The organism is Pseudomonas graminis (assembly GCF_900111735.1).
In the GTDB taxonomy this organism is placed as follows: domain Bacteria; phylum Pseudomonadota; class Gammaproteobacteria; order Pseudomonadales; family Pseudomonadaceae; genus Aquipseudomonas; species Aquipseudomonas graminis.
This window is the reverse complement of the sequence record NZ_FOHW01000017.1, coordinates 64,879-81,767: the sequence shown is the minus strand read 5'-3', so window position 1 is coordinate 81,767 and position 16,889 is coordinate 64,879. Positions and strand designations below refer to the sequence as shown.

The following is a 16,889-nucleotide window of genomic DNA, read 5'->3' as shown; positions in this document are numbered from 1 at the left end:
GCGAAAGATTGATCAGGCGATAAAGATGCAGTGGGTGAACCAACGCCTTCGTGGGCAAGCGTGCCTCTACAGATGAAGGTCGCAAAGCGGATTCACCCGCGCTCGGCCGGTACCGATGACAATTCGAACGGGCTGCTGCTGCGACGCTGGTTGCGGTCTTCGCGAGGGGTGGCGCCGAAGAAGTTGCGGTAGGCGCTGGAGAAATGCGGCCCCGACGAGAACCCGCAGGACAGGCCGATCTGAATGATCGACTTGCTGGTCTGCATCAACATCTGCCGGGCCTTGTTCAGGCGCAGTTCGAGGTAGTACTGGCTCGGCACACGATTGAGGTACTGCTTGAAGATGCGCTCCAGCTGACGGCGCGACACGCACACGTGCTGGGCGATTTCGTCGGTGGTCAGCGGTTCTTCGATGTTGGCTTCCATCAACAGCACCGCCTGGGTCAGCTTGGGGTGGCTGGAACCCAGACGGTTCTGCAGCGGAATCCGCTGGCGCTCGCCGCCTTCACGGATGCGCTCCACCACCAGTTCTTCCGACACCGCGCCGGCCAGTTCGGCGCCGTGATCACGGGCCAGCACGGCCAGCAACAGATCCAGCACCGACATCCCGCCGCAAGCGGTCAGGCGATCGCGATCCCAATCGAACAGATGACTGGTGGCGATGACCTTGGGAAAGCGCTCGGCAAAATCGTCCTGCCAGCGCCAGTGCACCGCGGCACGGTAACCGTCGAGCAAGCCCAATTGCGCCAGCGGATAGACGCCCGCCGACAACCCACCGATCACGCAACCGGCGCGGACCAGTTGCTTGAGCGCGCCACCGAGGGCCGAGGACATGGGCGCCGGCGGCTCGTCGGCCAGCAGAAACAGCTTCTGAAACCCTTCCAGACGACCGACCCACGGCTCGCCCGGCAACTGCCAACCGGCGCCGTCAACGGGGGGTTCGGCCTGCAGAAACGACAGTTCGTAAACCACTTCGGGGTGAACGCGCTGAGCAACACGCAGGGCTTCCTCCGCCAGCGCCAGGGTCAAGGCTTTGGTGCCGGGCCAGATGAGAAATCCGATTCGATGGGCAGTCATGGCGTGCAATCCGAAACGTGTCGCTAAAAGGGGTCGCACGCCTGGCATGCGATGGGATTCTGTAACCGTCAGTCAATGGCTGCGGTCTGGATGACGCGCAGCATGAACCGTTCTGAAGCAAAACGCACCGCTCTCACGTGGCGGGCTGGCTACTTCAAACTGCCGGACAGGAACTGCTGCAAACGCTCGGATTTCGGATTGACCAGCACTTCACGGGGGTTGCCGGACTCCTCGACCAGGCCCTTGTGCAGGAAGATCAGCTGGTTCGACACTTCACGGGCGAAGCCCATTTCGTGGGTGACCACCACCATGGTCCGGCCTTCCTGGGCCAGCGCCTGCATGACTTTCAGCACGTCGCCGACCAGCTCGGGGTCCAGGGCGGACGTCGGTTCGTCGAACAGCATGACCTCCGGCTCCACCGCCAGCGCCCGGGCAATCGCCACGCGCTGCTGTTCGCCGCCGGACATATGCCCTGGATAAGCATCCTTGCGGTGATAGACGCCGACCTTGTTCAGATAATGTTCGGCCTTTTCCAGCGCTTCTTTCTTCGGCACACCCAGGACGTGCACGGGCGCTTCGATGATGTTTTCCATCGCGGTCATGTGCGACCACAGGTTGAAGTGCTGAAACACCATCGACAGGCGCGAACGCATGCGTTGCAACTGTTTCGGGTCAGCCGCCTTCAAGCCGCCGTTCTTGTTGGAGACCAGCTTGAGTTCTTCGTTGTTGAGCAGGATGCGGCCGGATTTCGGCTGCTCAAGCAAGTTGATGCAGCGCAGGAAGGTACTTTTACCCGAGCCGCTTGAGCCGATGATGCTAATGACATCGCCGGCCCTTGCGGTCAGCGAAACGCCTTTGAGCACTTCGTGACTGCCGTAGCACTTGTGCAGGTCCTGGACTTCCAGTTTGTTCATGATGTCGGTTCTCACAAGTAATCAGTCACTGAGCAGGCGGCCGCTGCGCAACGGTGTGCGGCCGGCCACTTTGGCCATCCAGAAACCCGGCTGGGCGTAACGCAGTTTTTCGATGGCGAACAGCACGCCGGCCGTACCGGCACACACGATGGTGGCGCGATCAGTCAACGGGTCGATGACTTCGAACAGCGGTTCGCCGGGCTCGACCCACGCTCCCGCCGGACGTAAAAACGTCAGCACGCCGGGATGGGGTGCATAAATCATTTCGGTGCCTTCGAACGGCATGCCTTCGCAGGCTTCATGGCCGGGTTGCGGCCACTCGCCACCGATCAGGCCCTGCTCGGCCAGAAACGCCAGAATGCCTTCAGCGTAAGCCTCGGCTTCAGCCTTGCCGGTGTTGGTCTGGCCGCCCAGTTCCAGGGTGGTCGCCAGGCACGCCAGCGGAATCTGCGCGTCCGGAAACTGCTTGGACAAACGCAACCACGGCAGTGAACAGGCTTCGTCGAACGAACTGCCGCCGGAGTCTTCGGCCAGCAGCGCAACGGTTACGCCGAGATGCGCCGACAACGAACGCCATTGCGGCCAGTGCTGGGGCAAGGCGTACATGTGCAGCGAAGCGTCGGTGTCGCAATGCAGGTCCAGCACCACGTCGGCGTTGCAGGCATGACTGAGCAAAACGCGCTGCAGCCCGGACAGCTCGCTGCCGGCAGGTGGCAATTGCTCGAGCACGTCGGCCATGGCCTGACGTATCAGTTTGACGTTGGCATGGGGGTCGTCGCCGAGCTTGCCCGCCAGCGCCAGGGCGACTGGCTCGCTCAGTTCGGTGAAATCGCGATTGAAATTCTTGCCGCTGCCGTACTCGAAACGGCCCTGGTGGTTGCCCTGCAGCAACTGGCCCAGACCGATCGGGTTGGCGACCGGCACCAGCTCGATGACGCCCTTGAGCTGGCCCTGTTCTTCCAGCTGGGTCAGACGTTTCTTCAATTCCCATGCGGTGCGCATGCCCGGCAACTCATCGGCGTGCAGGCTGGCCTGAATGTAGGCCTTGCGCTCGCCGTGGCCGAAACGGAACACGCTCAAAGTGCGCTGAGTGCCGAGGTTGCCCCACGGCAGAGGGTGATCGATGCGCTGCATATCAGTGCTTCCTCGGGGCGAGGTAACTGAGCCAGCGGCGCTCGGCCAGCTTGAACAGTTTCACCAGAATGAACGTCAGGCACAGGTAGAAAACGCCTGCGGTGATGTAGGCCTCGAACGGCAGGTAGAACTGCGCGTTGACCGCGCGCGCTGCACCGGTGATGTCCATCAACGTGACAATGGACGCCAGACTGGTGGTCTGCAGCATCATGATCACTTCGTTGCTGTACTGCGGCAGCGCACGGCGCAGGGCCGAAGGCAACAGGATCCGGCGGTACATCTTGGCTTTGGACATGCCCATCGCCCGCGCCGCTTCGATCTCGCCCGGCGGCGTGGATTTCAGGCTGCCGGCGATGATTTCAGCGGTGTAGGCGCTGGTGTTGATGGCGAAGGCCAGGCAAGCGCAGAAGGTCGCACTCGACAGCCACGGCCACAGAATGCTTTCACGCACTGCTTCGAATTGCGCCAGCCCGTAGTAGATCAGGAACAACTGCACCAGCATCGGCGTGCCGCGAATGACGTAGGTGTAGCTCCACGCCAGCAGATTGACCCAGGCGATCTTCGACACGCGCATCAGGCCCAGCGGCAGTGCGGCGAGCAATCCGAAAAACAGCGACACCGCAAGCAGTTTGAGGGTGATCAGCAGGCCACCGAAATACAGCGGCAGGCTTTCCCAGACGACGTTGTAATCGAAAATCATAGGTCTGCCACCCTTACGCCGGCCGAGTAACGTTTTTCGATGTAGCGCAGTACCAGCAGCGAGACGCTGGTGATCACCAGGTACATGGCCGCGACTGCGAGAAAGAAAGTGAAGGGTTCGCGGGTGGCATCGGCCGCCTGCTTGGCCTTGAACATCATGTCCTGCAGACCGACCACGGAAATCAGCGCGGTGGCCTTGGTCAGTACCAGCCAGTTATTGGTGAACCCGGGGATCGCCAGACGAATCATCTGCGGCACCAGAATGCGGAAGAACACCCGGCCACTGCTCATGCCGTAGGCCATGCCCGCTTCGGCCTGCCCTTTCGGGATTGCCATGAACGCGCCACGGAAAGTCTCCGACAGGTACGCGCCAAAGATGAAGCCCAGCGTGCCGATGCCGGCCACCAGCGGGTTCAGGTCGATGTAGTCGTCGTAACCGAGCAGCGGCGCAATGCGGTTGAGCAGGTCCTGGCCACCGTAGAAAATCAGCAGAATCAGCACCAGATCGGGAATGCCACGGATCACGGTGGAATACAGATCGCCCAGCCATGCCAGCCAGCGCACCGGCGACAGCCGCAATGCCACGCCGATCAGGCCGAGCACGATCGCCAGCGCCATGGAGCACAGAGCGAGCTGCAAGGTCAGCCATGCACCTTCGAGGATGACGGCTCCGTAACCTTTCAACATGTTGTTTGGCCCTCAAGCGCGGGATAGAAAAATGGCGCAATCAGTCGGTACGGTGACCGGCTGCTTGCGCCATTGACGGCTTCAAACCACGTTACTTGCCGTAGATGTCGAAGTCGAAGTACTTGTCTTGAATGGCTTTGTATTTGCCGTTGGCACGGATGGCCGCGATGGCAGCGTTGAGCTTGTCCAGGTCAGCCTTGTCGCCTTTGCGCACGGCAATGCCGACGCCGTCGCCGAAGTAGTTGACGTCGGTGAAGGCCGGGCCGACGAACGCGTAGCCTTTGCCGGATTCGGTGTTCAGGAAGCCGTCCTGCAGCAGGGTAGCGTCAGCCACGGTGCCATCGAGACGACCGGCGCCGATGTCCAGGTAGACTTCGTTCTGCGAACTGTACGGCTTGATTTCAGCACCCAGCGGGGCCAGGACTTCGCGGGCGAAACGCTCGTGGATCGAGCCACGCTGCACGCCGATGTTCTTGCCCTTGAGTTCGGTCAGGGCGTCGCTGACGACGGTGCCCTGCTTCATGACCAGACGGGCCGGGGTGTTGTAGTACTTGTTGGTGAAGTCGACGGACTTCTTGCGGTCTTCGGTGATGGACATCGAGGACAGGATGGCGTCGATCTTGCGCACTTTCAGCGCAGGGATCAGGCCGTCGAATTCCTGTTCGACCCACACGCACTTGACCTTCATCTCTTCGCACAGGGCGTTGCCGATGTCGTAGTCGAAGCCGACGATGCTGCCGTCCGGTGCCTTGGAGGCAAACGGAGGGTATGCCGCTTCGATGCCGATCTTCATGGGCTTTTCATCGGCGAATACGGGCTGTGCCAATACGGTCAGTGCCAGCGCACCCAGCAGCATGAGCTTTTTCATTTCTTGGAACTCCATCGGTATAACGCGACAAATGGCAGTGAGCGAGACGCTCAATGAACAGGAGGAATCAGAAATTGCGACGCGAGGTGCCGGCGGGTCTCTGAACCCGACAAGCCTTCGGCGAGTGGTCGGCATTTTAGCGGCAGGCTGAAAGTCGATATTTCTTCAATGCGACAACTAGTTACAGAAGCGCATGAAATCGTGATCAGGCCAATTGACATCCAAAAAGCTTTATGCAAGTGCCAGAGTTGGCAAACCTATCAACGAAGCAAATAACGCGCCCATTATTGGCAAAGCCTTATGATCCGGCAAGTCCAGCGTGGGAGCAGGTTGGTTCGGGGCGATGAAATGCTTTGTTTTCGTGTGGAAAGGCCCCACGGCGGGGCGCCAGGTTACGAGAGCGGATGTGCGGTAACAAATCGATATTTCCCGATTCCTGAGTCCAGGAAATGTGAAGATCAAGAGCGTCCGCCTAGGGGCGGACTGTTTCGCCTTCGGCGAGTTACTTGGAAAAGCACCCCAAGTAACCAAGGGTGCCTGCTCCTGGCTTGGCCCTCCTTCGTCGGGTTCCTTCACTCCGGTCTCGCTCCGTGGGCCCGCCGCCATCCGCCATCCATGGCGGGGGGCGGCTCTCGCGGCATCCATGCCGCTCGGCCCACTGCGCGAGACCTGCGTTCAGCCTGCACCAAAGTCGCGATTGGCGGTGTTTGGAATGTTTGCGTAGGAAGATCAAAAGCGCTTTTTTGCAGATCAAAGGCTTCCCGGCTGAAGCCGGTCCCACTAAAGGCACCGAGTACACCCTGTGGGACCGGCTTTAGCCGGGAAGCTTTTGCTTTTGATCGTTCCCCCGCTCCGCGCGGGAATGCATCCCGTGACGCTCCGCGTCACCTCGCCGTGTCTGAATTCGCTTCGTCTGCGGGACGCGGAGCGTCCGGGGCTGCGTTACCACGCGGAGCGTGGGAACGATCAGAAAGAGCAGATCAAAGGCTTCCCGGCTGAAGCCGGTCCCACTAACAGCAGCGCGTGCACTCAGTGGAAGTGGCGGCGACCTCGACTGTGGGACCGGCTTTAGCCGGGAAGCTTTTGCTTTTGCCGTAGATCTGCTTTTGATCTTCGTACGCATTGAGTCCAGACACCACCAAACGCGACTTTGGTGCAGGCTGAACGCAGGTCTCGCGGAGTGGGACGAGCCGCAGGGATGCGGCGAGAGCGCCGTCAGGACATGGATGTCCGTTGGGCGCGGGCCCACGGAGCGGGACCGGAGTGAGGGTATTCCGACGAAGGAGGAACCAAACCAGGAGCAAGCACCCTTGGTTACTAGGGGTGCTTTTCCAAGTAACTCGCCGAAGGCGAAACGTCTGCCCTTAGGCAGACGCTCTTGATCTTAGCGACTGTCGCCCCTGAAACACGACCATCAGGCCGCTGTCATGCTCTTGTGGGTCTCCACCAGATGCGCAACCACACTCGGGTCAGCCAGCGTCGAGATATCGCCCAGCGCGTCGTACTCCCCCGTGGCGATCTTGCGCAAGATGCGTCGCATGATCTTCCCGGAACGAGTCTTCGGCAGACCCGGCGCCCACTGAATCACATCCGGCGAAGCGATCGGACCGATCTCCTTGCGCACCCAGTTGCGTAACTCGATGCGCAACGCCTCGTCCGGCACCTCACCGCCATTGAGCGTGACGTAAACATAGATGCCCTGCCCTTTCAGATCGTGAGGCACACCCACAACAGCCGCTTCGGCGACTTTCGGATGCGCCACCATCGCGCTCTCGATCTCAGCGGTGCCCATGCGGTGGCCGGACACGTTGAGCACGTCATCGACGCGACCGGTGATCCAGTAGTAACCGTCTTCGTCGCGACGGGCGCCGTCACCGGTGAAATACATGCCGCGGAAGGTCTTGAAGTAAGTGTCGACGAAACGATCGTGGTCGCCGTACAGGCTGCGGGACTGACCCGGCCACGAGTCGAGAATCACCAGATTGCCTTCTGCCGCGCCTTCAATGAGGTTGCCCAGGTTATCCACAAGGGCCGGGATCACGCCGAAGAACGGACGCGTCGCCGAGCCTGGCTTCAGCGCAATCGCACCTGGCAGCGGGCTGATCAGAATGCCGCCGGTTTCGGTCTGCCACCATGTGTCCACAATCGGGCAATTCTTGTTGCCAACGGTGTTGTAGTACCAGTTCCAGGCTTCCGGGTTGATCGGCTCGCCGACAGAACCCAACAGGCGCAGGCTCGAACCGTCAGCGCCTTCAACGGCTTTGGTGCCCTCGGCCATCATGGCGCGAATGGCGGTTGGTGCGGTGTAGAGGATGTTGACCTTATGCTTGTCGACGATTTTCGACACGCGGGTGATGTCCGGGTAGTTCGGCACGCCTTCAAACAGCAGCGTGGTGGCGCCATTGGCCAGCGGGCCGTAGACGATATAGCTGTGGCCGGTGACCCAGCCGACGTCGGCGGTGCACCAGTACACTTCACCCGGGCGGTAATCGAATACGCGTTCGTGGGTCAGGGCGGCGTACAGCAGATAACCCGCCGTAGTGTGCAACACGCCCTTGGGCTTGCCGGTAGAGCCGGAGGTGTAAAGGATGAACAGCGATTCTTCGGCGCCCATTTCTTTCGGCGCGCAGGTGCTCGATGCCACGTCCAGCAGCGAGTGGTACCAGATGTCGCGGTGACGGTTCCACTCGATTTCGCCGCCGGTACGCCTGGCGACGATGACCTTCTGTACGCTCGCCGTTTCCGGGTTGGTCAGCGCACGGTCGACGTTGGCCTTCATCGGTGTTTTCTTGCCGCCACGCAGCCCTTCGTCCGCAGTGATCACCACTTTCGATTTGCAGTCGATGATGCGACCGGCCAGTGCTTCAGGCGAGAAACCGCCGAACACCACCGAGTGAATTGCACCGATGCGCGCGCAGGCCAGCATGGCCACCACGGCTTCGGGGATCATCGGCATATAGATAGTCACGACGTCGCCGCGATGGACATCCTGGCCGCGCAGCGCGTTGGCGAACTTGCAGACTTCTTCGTGCAGTTCACGGTAGGTGATGTTGCGGCTCTCGGAAGGATCGTCGCCTTCCCAGATGATCGCGATCGAATCGCCACGCTCGGCCAGATGGCGGTCGAGGCAGTTGTAGGAAACGTTCAAGGTGCCGTCGGCGAACCACTTGATGTCGACGCGGTGATCGTCGAAGGAGGTCTGTTTGACGGTGGTGAATGGCTTGATCCAGTCAAGGCGCTGAGCTTGTTCGCGCCAGAAGCCATCGGGATTGACCACCGACTGCTGGTACATCGCCTTGTAGGTCGCCTCGTCAGTCAGCGTATTGGCTGCCACTTCAGGGCGGACGGGGTACAGGGAAGCCGCACTCATCTTTCTTACCTCGGTGGAAATGTTGTTGTTTTATGACCCTGTTGTATCCGCCGATGGCTGCAAAGGCCATTCGACGATGGTCTTACCGCCCCCGAGCATAGCGCTGAAAGCAGGTGAAGTGCCCGGCTTCAGGCAAATCTTCATGTCCCGGCTACGACTAAAGAATCCACAGAGCGTGCCACCCACTCCACGCAGGGTGATTGTTGCCGTTTTGCTCAACAGACTTTATCAAAATGGTTTCTATATGAATTCAGAACAGGGGCATAGAATCCGTTCCGCCAACACGGCACATGATTGATAAATAACAGCTCCCCACACTGGACTGTCGATCAACTAAACCCACCCGCTCATTATCCGCTTCGCCCAGAGCCCCATAAGGGTCCTGTGAACCCTGCCGACCGCAGTTTCTGCGCCGCAGTGTCAATGAAGCAACTTAGAGGAACTCAGTAATGAAAGCTGCACTGGTTGTAATGGCTCTTTGTGGTTTCAGCGCCATGGCAATGGCAGAAGAATCCGGCGCTAAAGTGGCCGCCCAGCAACAGCGTGTCGAGGAATACACCTACTCCACCAAGCTGGATATCGCGAAAGTCATTTCGGTGGATGACGTGCCGAACGTCTGCCAGGTCGTCCCGCAGCACATGACCTACGAAGACTCCCAGGGCAAACGCCATGTGCTTGAGTATCAGGTCATGGGCAACGGTTGCAGCAACGGGTGATCGAGGTCTCACTGTTCATCGCCTCGCGAACCCTTTCCGCGAGGCGGTGAACGTTATCGTGCCTGCGCATTTTAAATGTTGCTTTCAATAACTATGTAATACCCGGCACCTCTTGAAATAACGAACGTCTCCTTACACCGGTTGCCAGTTATCACTGGGAACAGAACGTTCGACAGTTAATCAGGAAGTGCAATACATGAGTTCCCACCCTCATCACGAAACATCCACATTGATTCACCCGAGACTGCAACGTCTCAAGGCTGAAGATATAGTCCGGGTCAACGAGATTACCGGCCCCCAATCCATCGCGGTATCTTTGGGTGATGTATTCAAAGAATACCTGGCGGCTGATGCCGTCGTTGAGAAGACGCTTCGCGACAGGGATTTCCTCACTCTGATTCATCGCGTGCTCGGCTCCGCCGACGTGGAACGCTATATCAGCGGCATGCTGTACGAAGGCGATGTAAACACTGCCATTGACCCGCACACCCGAGTGGCGTTTTTCCAGACAGTGTGTCGCCTGGCCATTGAGCACGAGCGACCGGGCACACTGGATGCCGCGCTGACCGAGATTCACCAAAGCGCTTGCGCCTACAAAACGTTTTCCCTGGCCGATCGATTGTGGAGGTCGTTGCCGACACTTCGCCGTGTCGGCGCTTTGTGGGCAGCGGCATTCCTGCTGTATGACGACCTGGGCCATGGCGTCCCGGCGCCCGAGACAGTGCCTTTACCCCCACCCCTCGACCTGCACGGTTATCAAGACCTGAACGCAGTGGTCAGTCACCTCTTGGTTGATCAACCTGGGGACTCCCTTTGCATCAAGCTCCTGAAACTGCTGCCCATGGACCTGCTCACCATCAGCAGCGGTCAATTTCGCCCTGCCAGCCTCCGGGAAATCGCGGCGGGCGCCGATATGATCCCGGGCAGAGACGACAGAATGGCGTTTTTCCCGGGTGCCACCCTGACCCACCCTGTGGATATTGCGCTCGACGCACTGTTGAACTGCGCGCCGTTTGCCGCCTTGCAGAACCGTCTGGTAGAAGCGCTGGAATGGTACAACCCTGAAGACAAGCACCTGGCGTCGCATTCGATGGCGCGGCAACTGGCGATCCAGGCGTTGATCGACTGCATTTACCCGATCCATCAAAGGCGCATCGGTTACCTGCTTGATTTCCACCTGTTCGCCGAGGACAAAGCCGACTGTTCGCTGTATGACATTCGCATCAATCTGGTCAACAGTCTGCGCAACACCCTGGGATGCCGGAACGCCGACGCGCAGATCATCATGCAATTGCTGGCGACGCGCTTTGCCCCGGAACTGCTGCTGACCGATGCACCCGATGACTTTCGCTACCAACCCGACCTGCGCTGGGCCAATCTTCGCCACGCCATGACACTGGACCGTGCCGCCCCGGGATCACGGACGTTCGCGCAGTGGGAGGCGCTGCCCGCACAGTTCGCGGCTGAGGCCAGGACTGAGGAAGCAAGGCTTCACGTTGCAACGACCCGACTTGACGCCATGATCGTGTGGAATCTGTACGAGAACCACATCGTCGAACAACCCCGTTACTCTGCCGACGACATCGCGCGCATGACCCGATACTTCGAGTCCGCCTGTGAGCGACAGGCACTCAACAATCCTCCCGATCGCCTCAATGATGCGCGACGATTGCTGATAGAAGCGGGCATCGAGCCCGATGCCATGATCAGGGGCTATGCCAACATCACCGAGCTGGAGGCTTACCTGGACAATGGTGCGGCGCATCGGCCTTCACGTCCTCCGGCGAAACCGCTTCCCGACGCCACGCTGCAGTTCCATCAGGCGTTTGATCGCTATTTGATTGAGGCACGACAGACGTACACGCACTTGATGACGCTGTTTCTGGACGAATTGCCGACGCTTCATCGCAACCGTCTGCTAAGCGCCGATATCGTCTGTTACGCGGTGGTATGGCGACATTACGTTGGCCCGATGGTGGGCGGAGTGCCCTCGGTCGGCAGCAGCCCTGCGGATGATTGGGAGGATTGCCGAGGCGGGCACGGCGGCCTGGTGCATGTCGTCCATGAAGGGCAGCACTGGGTGTACGAGCTGTTCCCAGAGCACTTCGGGTTTGAATGCACTGTCGTCGATCCCGGCAGGGTGATGCCGCTTGAAGATCCAAACCTGGCCGCCGAAGCATTGAACCTGTTGATGGCTCCCGACCATGAGCGCTACAACGGCGCCCCCCTGCCCTATGAAAAGTCCATCCTGTCGAAAGCGGTGCCGCTGATCCGTCGTCCCGGCACCGATAACCAGACCCACCTGGTGCAGGGCTTCGTCGACCAGATTTTCCTGCACCATAGCCAGGAATTGCGCGAAGCCTGCAAAGGCACGACCCGGCAGGAAACCTGGAAACGGCAACGCGAGTCGACCTCCGATGCGATGTATGCCTGGAAGCTGATCAAATCGGTGATCCCCATCGTCGGGTGCTTTGACGTCACTACCGGTGGCGACGCCGCCTCCTGCGTTGCCGACGTAGCCGGAGAGATCGGCACGGTCATGACCATCGCCGGACGCACACTCAAACCGCTGATCAAGCTGGGAAACAAACAGCGTGCCTGGTCGCCTCGTCCGCCTTCGCCGACCAGTCCCCGTCAGCAAAACGCGAAGTGGTTTCCCGGACAGACCGTGGAACGCGCGCGTTTCGAGCGCAGAGTGCATGCCGCCGGTGTCACCCTGGTCACTGGCAAGTTCTCCCAACGCAATGGCATGTTCCAGCGCCTGTCCAACAGTGAAGCAACGCCTGATCCGGCCCTGATGTGGGCGAAAGTGGATAACGTCGACCAGGTCCTGGTACGAAACATCTCTGTCGATCAAACCCCGGACTACCGCTGGTGCAATCCCCGCGATCAAAAACCCTATGGCCCTCGACTCAGCCGCCATCCGGCTGCATGGACGGATGAATCACCGGTGTTTACCACCACCCAGAAGCACTTGCTGCCGGGCCAGTTTCCAGGCGCCGTGCACCTGAACGAAGTAGACGGGCATGGTTATGATCTGTCGGTGGCCGGAGGCCGAAACATCCATGTGGCGCGCCGGGGTCAATCAATGACTGATCTGATCATCGACGACGTCAGCTACCGCTTCGACGCTGACGGGCCATCCGGCATGCTGCGAAAAGTGGAACTGGAGGCACCCGCTGCAAGGCTCGGCCGACTGGATGAAGCGTCCTCTCACTGCGTAATCCGTCGCAGCCCGATGCAAGGGAGCTGTTCCGGCGCTGTGGTTCTGATCTCGACCACGCGCCCGGCAATGGACACGGCGCTTGAGCCACTCACGTTCGGTGAGCAGGCGAGCCATGCGTTCATGACCCGTCGGTTCAGACCTGTATTGCGGTTTACGCCGAGACGCGGACAAGCCACCCCGCAAAGGACTCACCTGCTGGTGGACGATGGCAAGGTCAGCACCTGGGTCAACGAAACGCTACCGGAACGAAGCGCACCGAATGTACCGATGACGGGGCACAACACACTTTCACCCCTGACCTCGGACGCCGCCGTTCACTTGGGTATCACCCTGCCGCTGCACTACCGGCCAACAGTACAGGGCAGATTGATGAGGGACCGGATCCTCGGGCTGCCTGATGACCTTGATGACAACTGGCGCGTACGTATTAACCACGAGCTGCCGGTGGTGCAGCTCGATTCGATCTGCAAAACGGTCAACGACCAGCGTGAACTGCGTGCAATCCGGCTGACCCTCGAAGACGGTCAGTACCTGGCCGTTGAAGCCGACACTGGCCAGTTCTACAAAGCCAGGGAGCTGCCGGAGGCCGCGCAATTGACGTTTGCACGCATGACATCGGACGCGGATATCGAGGCGTACCTGACCTCCAGCGAGAGTTACCGCCTGGGCTCGGGGCGACGCACCCTCGGTCAGGACATGGATAACATCGCCCGCATGCTGTTTGAACTGGAGAGCCCCGGGGTCGACATGCAACGCGTCTATCGCCCCTACCGTCCCATCATGGAAAACCATGCCCGCAACATCCTCACGCGGGAAACGGCGCTGGAAAACTTCGTCACGCTGACCAAAAGCAGCATCGCCAACTTCAAACCCCTCGGCGAAGCTGACCCACTGACGCGTCTGCATGTTTCAGGCGTGCTCAATTCATTGTTGCCCGCGTCGGCGTCCAAACATGCCTGGACCCCGGTATCCGCTGCCGACGTTGGCTTGGAGACGACGGGCGAAAATATCCGCAGACACCTGAACACGACTAATCTGGCATTTCTGCTGGCTGAAACGGCGGACAGTAGGCGCCACGTGTATTACGCGCTGGCGGGAGGCAAGCGGGGCAGGAAACTGACGCTGCGTGTTCCCGAAACCGGTGAAGGCAGCTCCATGACGTTCATCGATGCGCGGGAACGCATGAGCAGCCAGCCGCCGAATCCGTCATTCACCAGCTTGCCGGTCCTGCGCACCGCACAAAAACTCAAGATTCGCGAGCATGATCGCTACCTCGACGCCGAACGCCTGATCGCCACGGCGTTCACGCAAGACATGCCGGCGGGAGCAGCCGTGACCAGGATGCATTTCTTCACGCTGATGGACACCTGCAATTCCTGCGGAGGATTCGTCCTGCCACGCCTGAAACTGGACTATCCGCAGGCAGACTTTTCCGTCAGCTACATCCTGCCCTACACCCCGCCAAGCTGATGGCCGAGCGTCAGCAGCGGGGTTGGTCGACAAACGTGAGCGGGCGCGCCGGGGACTCATGAGTCGCCGCTTCTGACGGATGAATACGCGCCTACGGTAGCTCGGGTTTCAGACCAAGACCGTAGTGACGTAGTTTGTTGGCGATTGTGGTGTGGGAAACGCCCAGACGTTTGCCCAGCAAGCGGCTGCTCGGGTGCTCCTCATGGAGCCGCTCGAGCAGCGCTTTTTCGAAGCGTCCGACGATGTCTTCCAGACTCCCGTCCAGCGAAAAACCACCCAAAGGCTGACGCCCGCCGTATTCGGGGAAGCGGATGTGCTGAGCCTTGATCCGCCCGCCCTCGCACAACGAAACCGCCTGAAACAAGACGTTCTCCAACTGCCGGACATTGCCAGGCCAATGGTACTGGCGCAGCCGGTCCAGCACCTCGGGACCGACTTTAGGAAGCGCACAGCCGATTTGCCGGCTGGCCTGATCCAGGAAGTGCTCGACCAGCGGCGCGAGGCCGTCCAGGCAGTCGCGCAGGGGTGGAATGTGCAGCGATAGCACGTTAAGCCGGTGGTAGAGGTCCTGGCGGAATTCACCCCGGGCGCAGAGTTCGGACAAGTCCACTTGCGTCGCGCAGATGATGCGCACGTCCAGATAAACCTCTTCGTCGCTGCCTACCCGGCGAAAGCAGCCTTCTTGCAAATAGCGCAGCAGTTTCGCCTGCAACCGCGTACTCATTTCCTCGACGCCATCGAGAAACAGCGTGCCACCCGAGGTCAGTTCCAGCAGCCCCAACTTGCCTTCGGCGCGCGCACCCTCGAACGCGCCGGGGCCGTAGCCGAACAGCTCGGTCTCGGCCATGGATTCGGAAAACCCTGCGCAGTTGAGCGCCATCATCGGCGACTGGCCGCGCGGGCTGGCGAGGTGACAGGCCCGGGCCAGCAATTCCTTGCCAGTGCCGGTTTCGCCTTCGATCAGCAACGGCGCATCCAGTGGGGCCATGCGCCGGGCCTCCCGAACCACCGCCGCCATGACCTTCGAGCTCTGAAAAATACTGTCGAAACCGCGCAGCTCTTGCTTGCGCACGTTATAGATGTGCTCGCCGACCCGGTCGGCGCGGTGCAGTGTCAGCACGGCACCGGCCATGGCTTCGCTGTCTTCGTGCTCGGATTGCAGGGGTGCGATGTCCGCGAGAAAAATGTCGCCCTTCACCTTCACGCGCATGCCGTTGATGCGCGAGCGGTTGGCCCGCACCAGTTGCGGCAGGTCGAAGTCCTCGGCGTAACGGGACAGCGGGATGCCAGGCACCTCATCGACCCGCACGCCCAGCAACTGCGCCGCAGCGCGGTTCGCCGCCACGATGGAGCCGCCCATGTCGATGGACAGCACCGGGAATTCAAGGGCGCCAAGCAAGGCATTGAGCTCCATATGCCGACGTTCGCTGGGCATCAATCCCACACGCTTGACGCCGAACACCCCGGCGATGGTTTCGAATTTCGGCACCAGCGCCTGGAATTGCAGGTTGATCAGGTTTGGGCAGCGCAGGTAGATGGCGTCGCCATGCTCACCGCCCACTTCGCCACCGGAGACGTTGACGCCGTAGGCCACCAGCAGTTCGAGGATGTCGCGCAGGATGCCGACGCGGTTCTGACAATGGACTTTGATACGCATGGTTGGCTCGTGGACGTGGCATCGATTTCGGGGTGGCCCGAGTTTATCGTCAAGAATACGTTACAGCGCAAGGGCCTTTTGAAGCCATGCGTAGGATGTATTGAGGTTAAGCGCCTTAACCGTCACGATTTCTTTACGAATTGCGATACGCTGCTGCCCGGACTTCACGCTGGCACTGCCTACTGGAGACGCTAAATACGCTATCAATAGCTCCATCGGATTTATCCCCATATCGCTTCGCTCCCTATAAGAACAATCCATCAGGAGAGGCCCATGAGTACGCAGTATGTCGCCCGCGAGCCGGACCACACGGGATTCATTGATTACACCGACGCCGAGCACAGCATCTGGAACACCCTCATCACCCGCCAGCTCAAAGTGGTCGAAGGCCGTGCGTGCCAGGAGTATCTGGATGGCATCGAGCAGCTCGCGCTGCCCCACGACCGTATTCCGCAGCTCGGTGAGATCAACCGCGTGCTGGGCGCAACCACCGGTTGGCAAGTCGAGCGCGTGCCGGCGCTGATCCCCTTTCAAACCTTCTTCGAGCTCTTGGCGAGCAAGCGATTTCCGGTCGCCACGTTTATTCGCAGTGAAGAAGAACTCGACTACCTGCAAGAGCCCGACATCTTTCACGAGGTTTTCGGACACTGCCCGTTACTGACCAACCCCTGGTTTGCAGAATTTACCCACACCTACGGCAAGCTTGGTCTGGCAGCCAGCAAAGAACAGCGCGTGTACCTTGCACGGCTGTACTGGATGACCATCGAATTCGGCCTGGTCGACACGCCCCAAGGGCGCAAGATCTACGGCGGCGGCATCCTCTCTTCGCCGAAGGAAACCGTTTACAGTGTGTCTTCAACCCCTGAACATCTGCCCTTCGACCCGGTTGAGGCCATGCGCACGCCCTATCGCATCGACATTCTGCAGCCGCTGTATTTCGTGCTGCCGGACCTCAAGCGTTTGTTCGACCTTGCCCATGAAGACATCATGGGCATGGCGCGCACGGCGGGTGAACTGGGGCTGCACGCGCCCAAGTTCCCGTTGAAAACAAAAGCCGCGTAAAACAAAAGCC

At 60.1% G+C, this 16,889-nt stretch carries 11 protein-coding genes; 3 read left to right on the top strand and 8 right to left on the bottom strand.

Annotated features, from left to right (window positions below; genetic code table 11):
- Positions 1-92: 92 nt before the first annotated feature.
- From argR to acs, 7 genes are all read right to left on the bottom strand, one after another.
- Positions 93-1,076, bottom strand: coding sequence for a transcriptional regulator ArgR (gene argR / locus BMY98_RS14485; RefSeq protein ID WP_074890336.1), 984 nt, complete (start codon positions 1,074-1,076; stop codon positions 93-95).
- A gap of 149 nt (positions 1,077-1,225) precedes the next feature.
- Positions 1,226-1,990 (bottom strand): ABC transporter ATP-binding protein, encoded by a 765-nt coding sequence (locus BMY98_RS14480; RefSeq protein WP_074890334.1) that lies wholly within the window; start codon positions 1,988-1,990, stop codon positions 1,226-1,228.
- Between the two features lie 21 nt (positions 1,991-2,011).
- A complete protein-coding gene (locus BMY98_RS14475) occupies positions 2,012-3,124 on the bottom strand; it encodes a succinylglutamate desuccinylase/aspartoacylase family protein (RefSeq protein ID WP_074890332.1) in 1,113 nt (370 codons plus the stop codon).
- A 1-nt stretch (position 3,125) separates the two neighbouring features.
- Positions 3,126-3,824, bottom strand: a complete 699-nt coding sequence (locus BMY98_RS14470; protein WP_074890330.1) for an ABC transporter permease — start codon at positions 3,822-3,824, stop codon at positions 3,126-3,128.
- Positions 3,821-4,510 (bottom strand): ABC transporter permease, encoded by a 690-nt coding sequence (locus BMY98_RS14465; RefSeq protein ID WP_074890328.1) that lies wholly within the window; start codon positions 4,508-4,510, stop codon positions 3,821-3,823. The genes BMY98_RS14470 and BMY98_RS14465 overlap by 4 nt, the downstream gene beginning before the upstream one ends.
- A gap of 91 nt (positions 4,511-4,601) precedes the next feature.
- Positions 4,602-5,378, bottom strand: a complete 777-nt coding sequence (locus BMY98_RS14460; RefSeq protein ID WP_074890326.1) for an ABC transporter substrate-binding protein — start codon at positions 5,376-5,378, stop codon at positions 4,602-4,604.
- A 1,414-nt stretch (positions 5,379-6,792) separates the two neighbouring features.
- Positions 6,793-8,748 carry an acetate--CoA ligase gene (acs, locus tag BMY98_RS14450; protein ID WP_074890323.1) on the bottom strand — a complete coding sequence of 652 codons (1,956 nt, stop codon included), beginning with the start codon at positions 8,746-8,748 and terminating at the stop codon, positions 6,793-6,795.
- A gap of 449 nt (positions 8,749-9,197) precedes the next feature.
- Here acs and BMY98_RS14445 point away from each other — a divergent pair, with 449 nt between their 5' ends.
- Positions 9,198-9,464 carry a DUF2790 domain-containing protein gene (locus tag BMY98_RS14445; protein WP_074890321.1) on the top strand — a complete coding sequence of 89 codons (267 nt, stop codon included), beginning with the start codon at positions 9,198-9,200 and terminating at the stop codon, positions 9,462-9,464.
- 196 nt (positions 9,465-9,660) lie between these two features.
- Positions 9,661-14,160 carry a deaminase domain-containing protein gene (locus BMY98_RS14440; RefSeq protein ID WP_074890319.1) on the top strand — a complete coding sequence of 1,500 codons (4,500 nt, stop codon included), beginning with the start codon at positions 9,661-9,663 and terminating at the stop codon, positions 14,158-14,160.
- A gap of 91 nt (positions 14,161-14,251) precedes the next feature.
- Here BMY98_RS14440 and BMY98_RS14435 read toward each other — a convergent pair whose 3' ends face one another.
- On the bottom strand, positions 14,252-15,817 hold the full coding sequence (locus BMY98_RS14435) for a sigma-54-dependent transcriptional regulator (RefSeq protein WP_074890317.1): 1,566 nt from the start codon (positions 15,815-15,817) through the stop codon (positions 14,252-14,254).
- A 273-nt stretch (positions 15,818-16,090) separates the two neighbouring features.
- Between BMY98_RS14435 and phhA the strand changes: the two genes are divergently transcribed.
- A complete protein-coding gene (phhA, locus tag BMY98_RS14430) occupies positions 16,091-16,879 on the top strand; it encodes a phenylalanine 4-monooxygenase (RefSeq protein ID WP_074890315.1) in 789 nt (262 codons plus the stop codon).
- The last annotated feature ends 10 nt before the right edge of the window (positions 16,880-16,889 follow it).

Excerpts from the sequence above, each read along its gene's own strand:
- argR (WP_074890336.1), bottom strand. The coding sequence starts at position 1,076 with ATGACTGCCCATCGAATCGGATTTCTCATCTGGCCCGGCACCAAAGCC.
- BMY98_RS14480 (WP_074890334.1), bottom strand. The coding sequence starts at position 1,990 with ATGAACAAACTGGAAGTCCAGGACCTGCACAAGTGCTACGGCAGTCAC.
- BMY98_RS14475 (WP_074890332.1), bottom strand. The coding sequence starts at position 3,124 with ATGCAGCGCATCGATCACCCTCTGCCGTGGGGCAACCTCGGCACTCAG.
- BMY98_RS14470 (WP_074890330.1), bottom strand. The coding sequence starts at position 3,824 with ATGATTTTCGATTACAACGTCGTCTGGGAAAGCCTGCCGCTGTATTTC.
- BMY98_RS14465 (WP_074890328.1), bottom strand. The coding sequence starts at position 4,510 with ATGTTGAAAGGTTACGGAGCCGTCATCCTCGAAGGTGCATGGCTGACC.
- BMY98_RS14460 (WP_074890326.1), bottom strand. The coding sequence starts at position 5,378 with ATGAAAAAGCTCATGCTGCTGGGTGCGCTGGCACTGACCGTATTGGCA.
- acs (WP_074890323.1), bottom strand. The coding sequence starts at position 8,748 with ATGAGTGCGGCTTCCCTGTACCCCGTCCGCCCTGAAGTGGCAGCCAAT.
- BMY98_RS14445 (WP_074890321.1), top strand. The coding sequence starts at position 9,198 with ATGAAAGCTGCACTGGTTGTAATGGCTCTTTGTGGTTTCAGCGCCATG.
- BMY98_RS14440 (WP_074890319.1), top strand. The coding sequence starts at position 9,661 with ATGAGTTCCCACCCTCATCACGAAACATCCACATTGATTCACCCGAGA.
- BMY98_RS14435 (WP_074890317.1), bottom strand. The coding sequence starts at position 15,817 with ATGCGTATCAAAGTCCATTGTCAGAACCGCGTCGGCATCCTGCGCGAC.
- phhA (WP_074890315.1), top strand. The coding sequence starts at position 16,091 with ATGAGTACGCAGTATGTCGCCCGCGAGCCGGACCACACGGGATTCATT.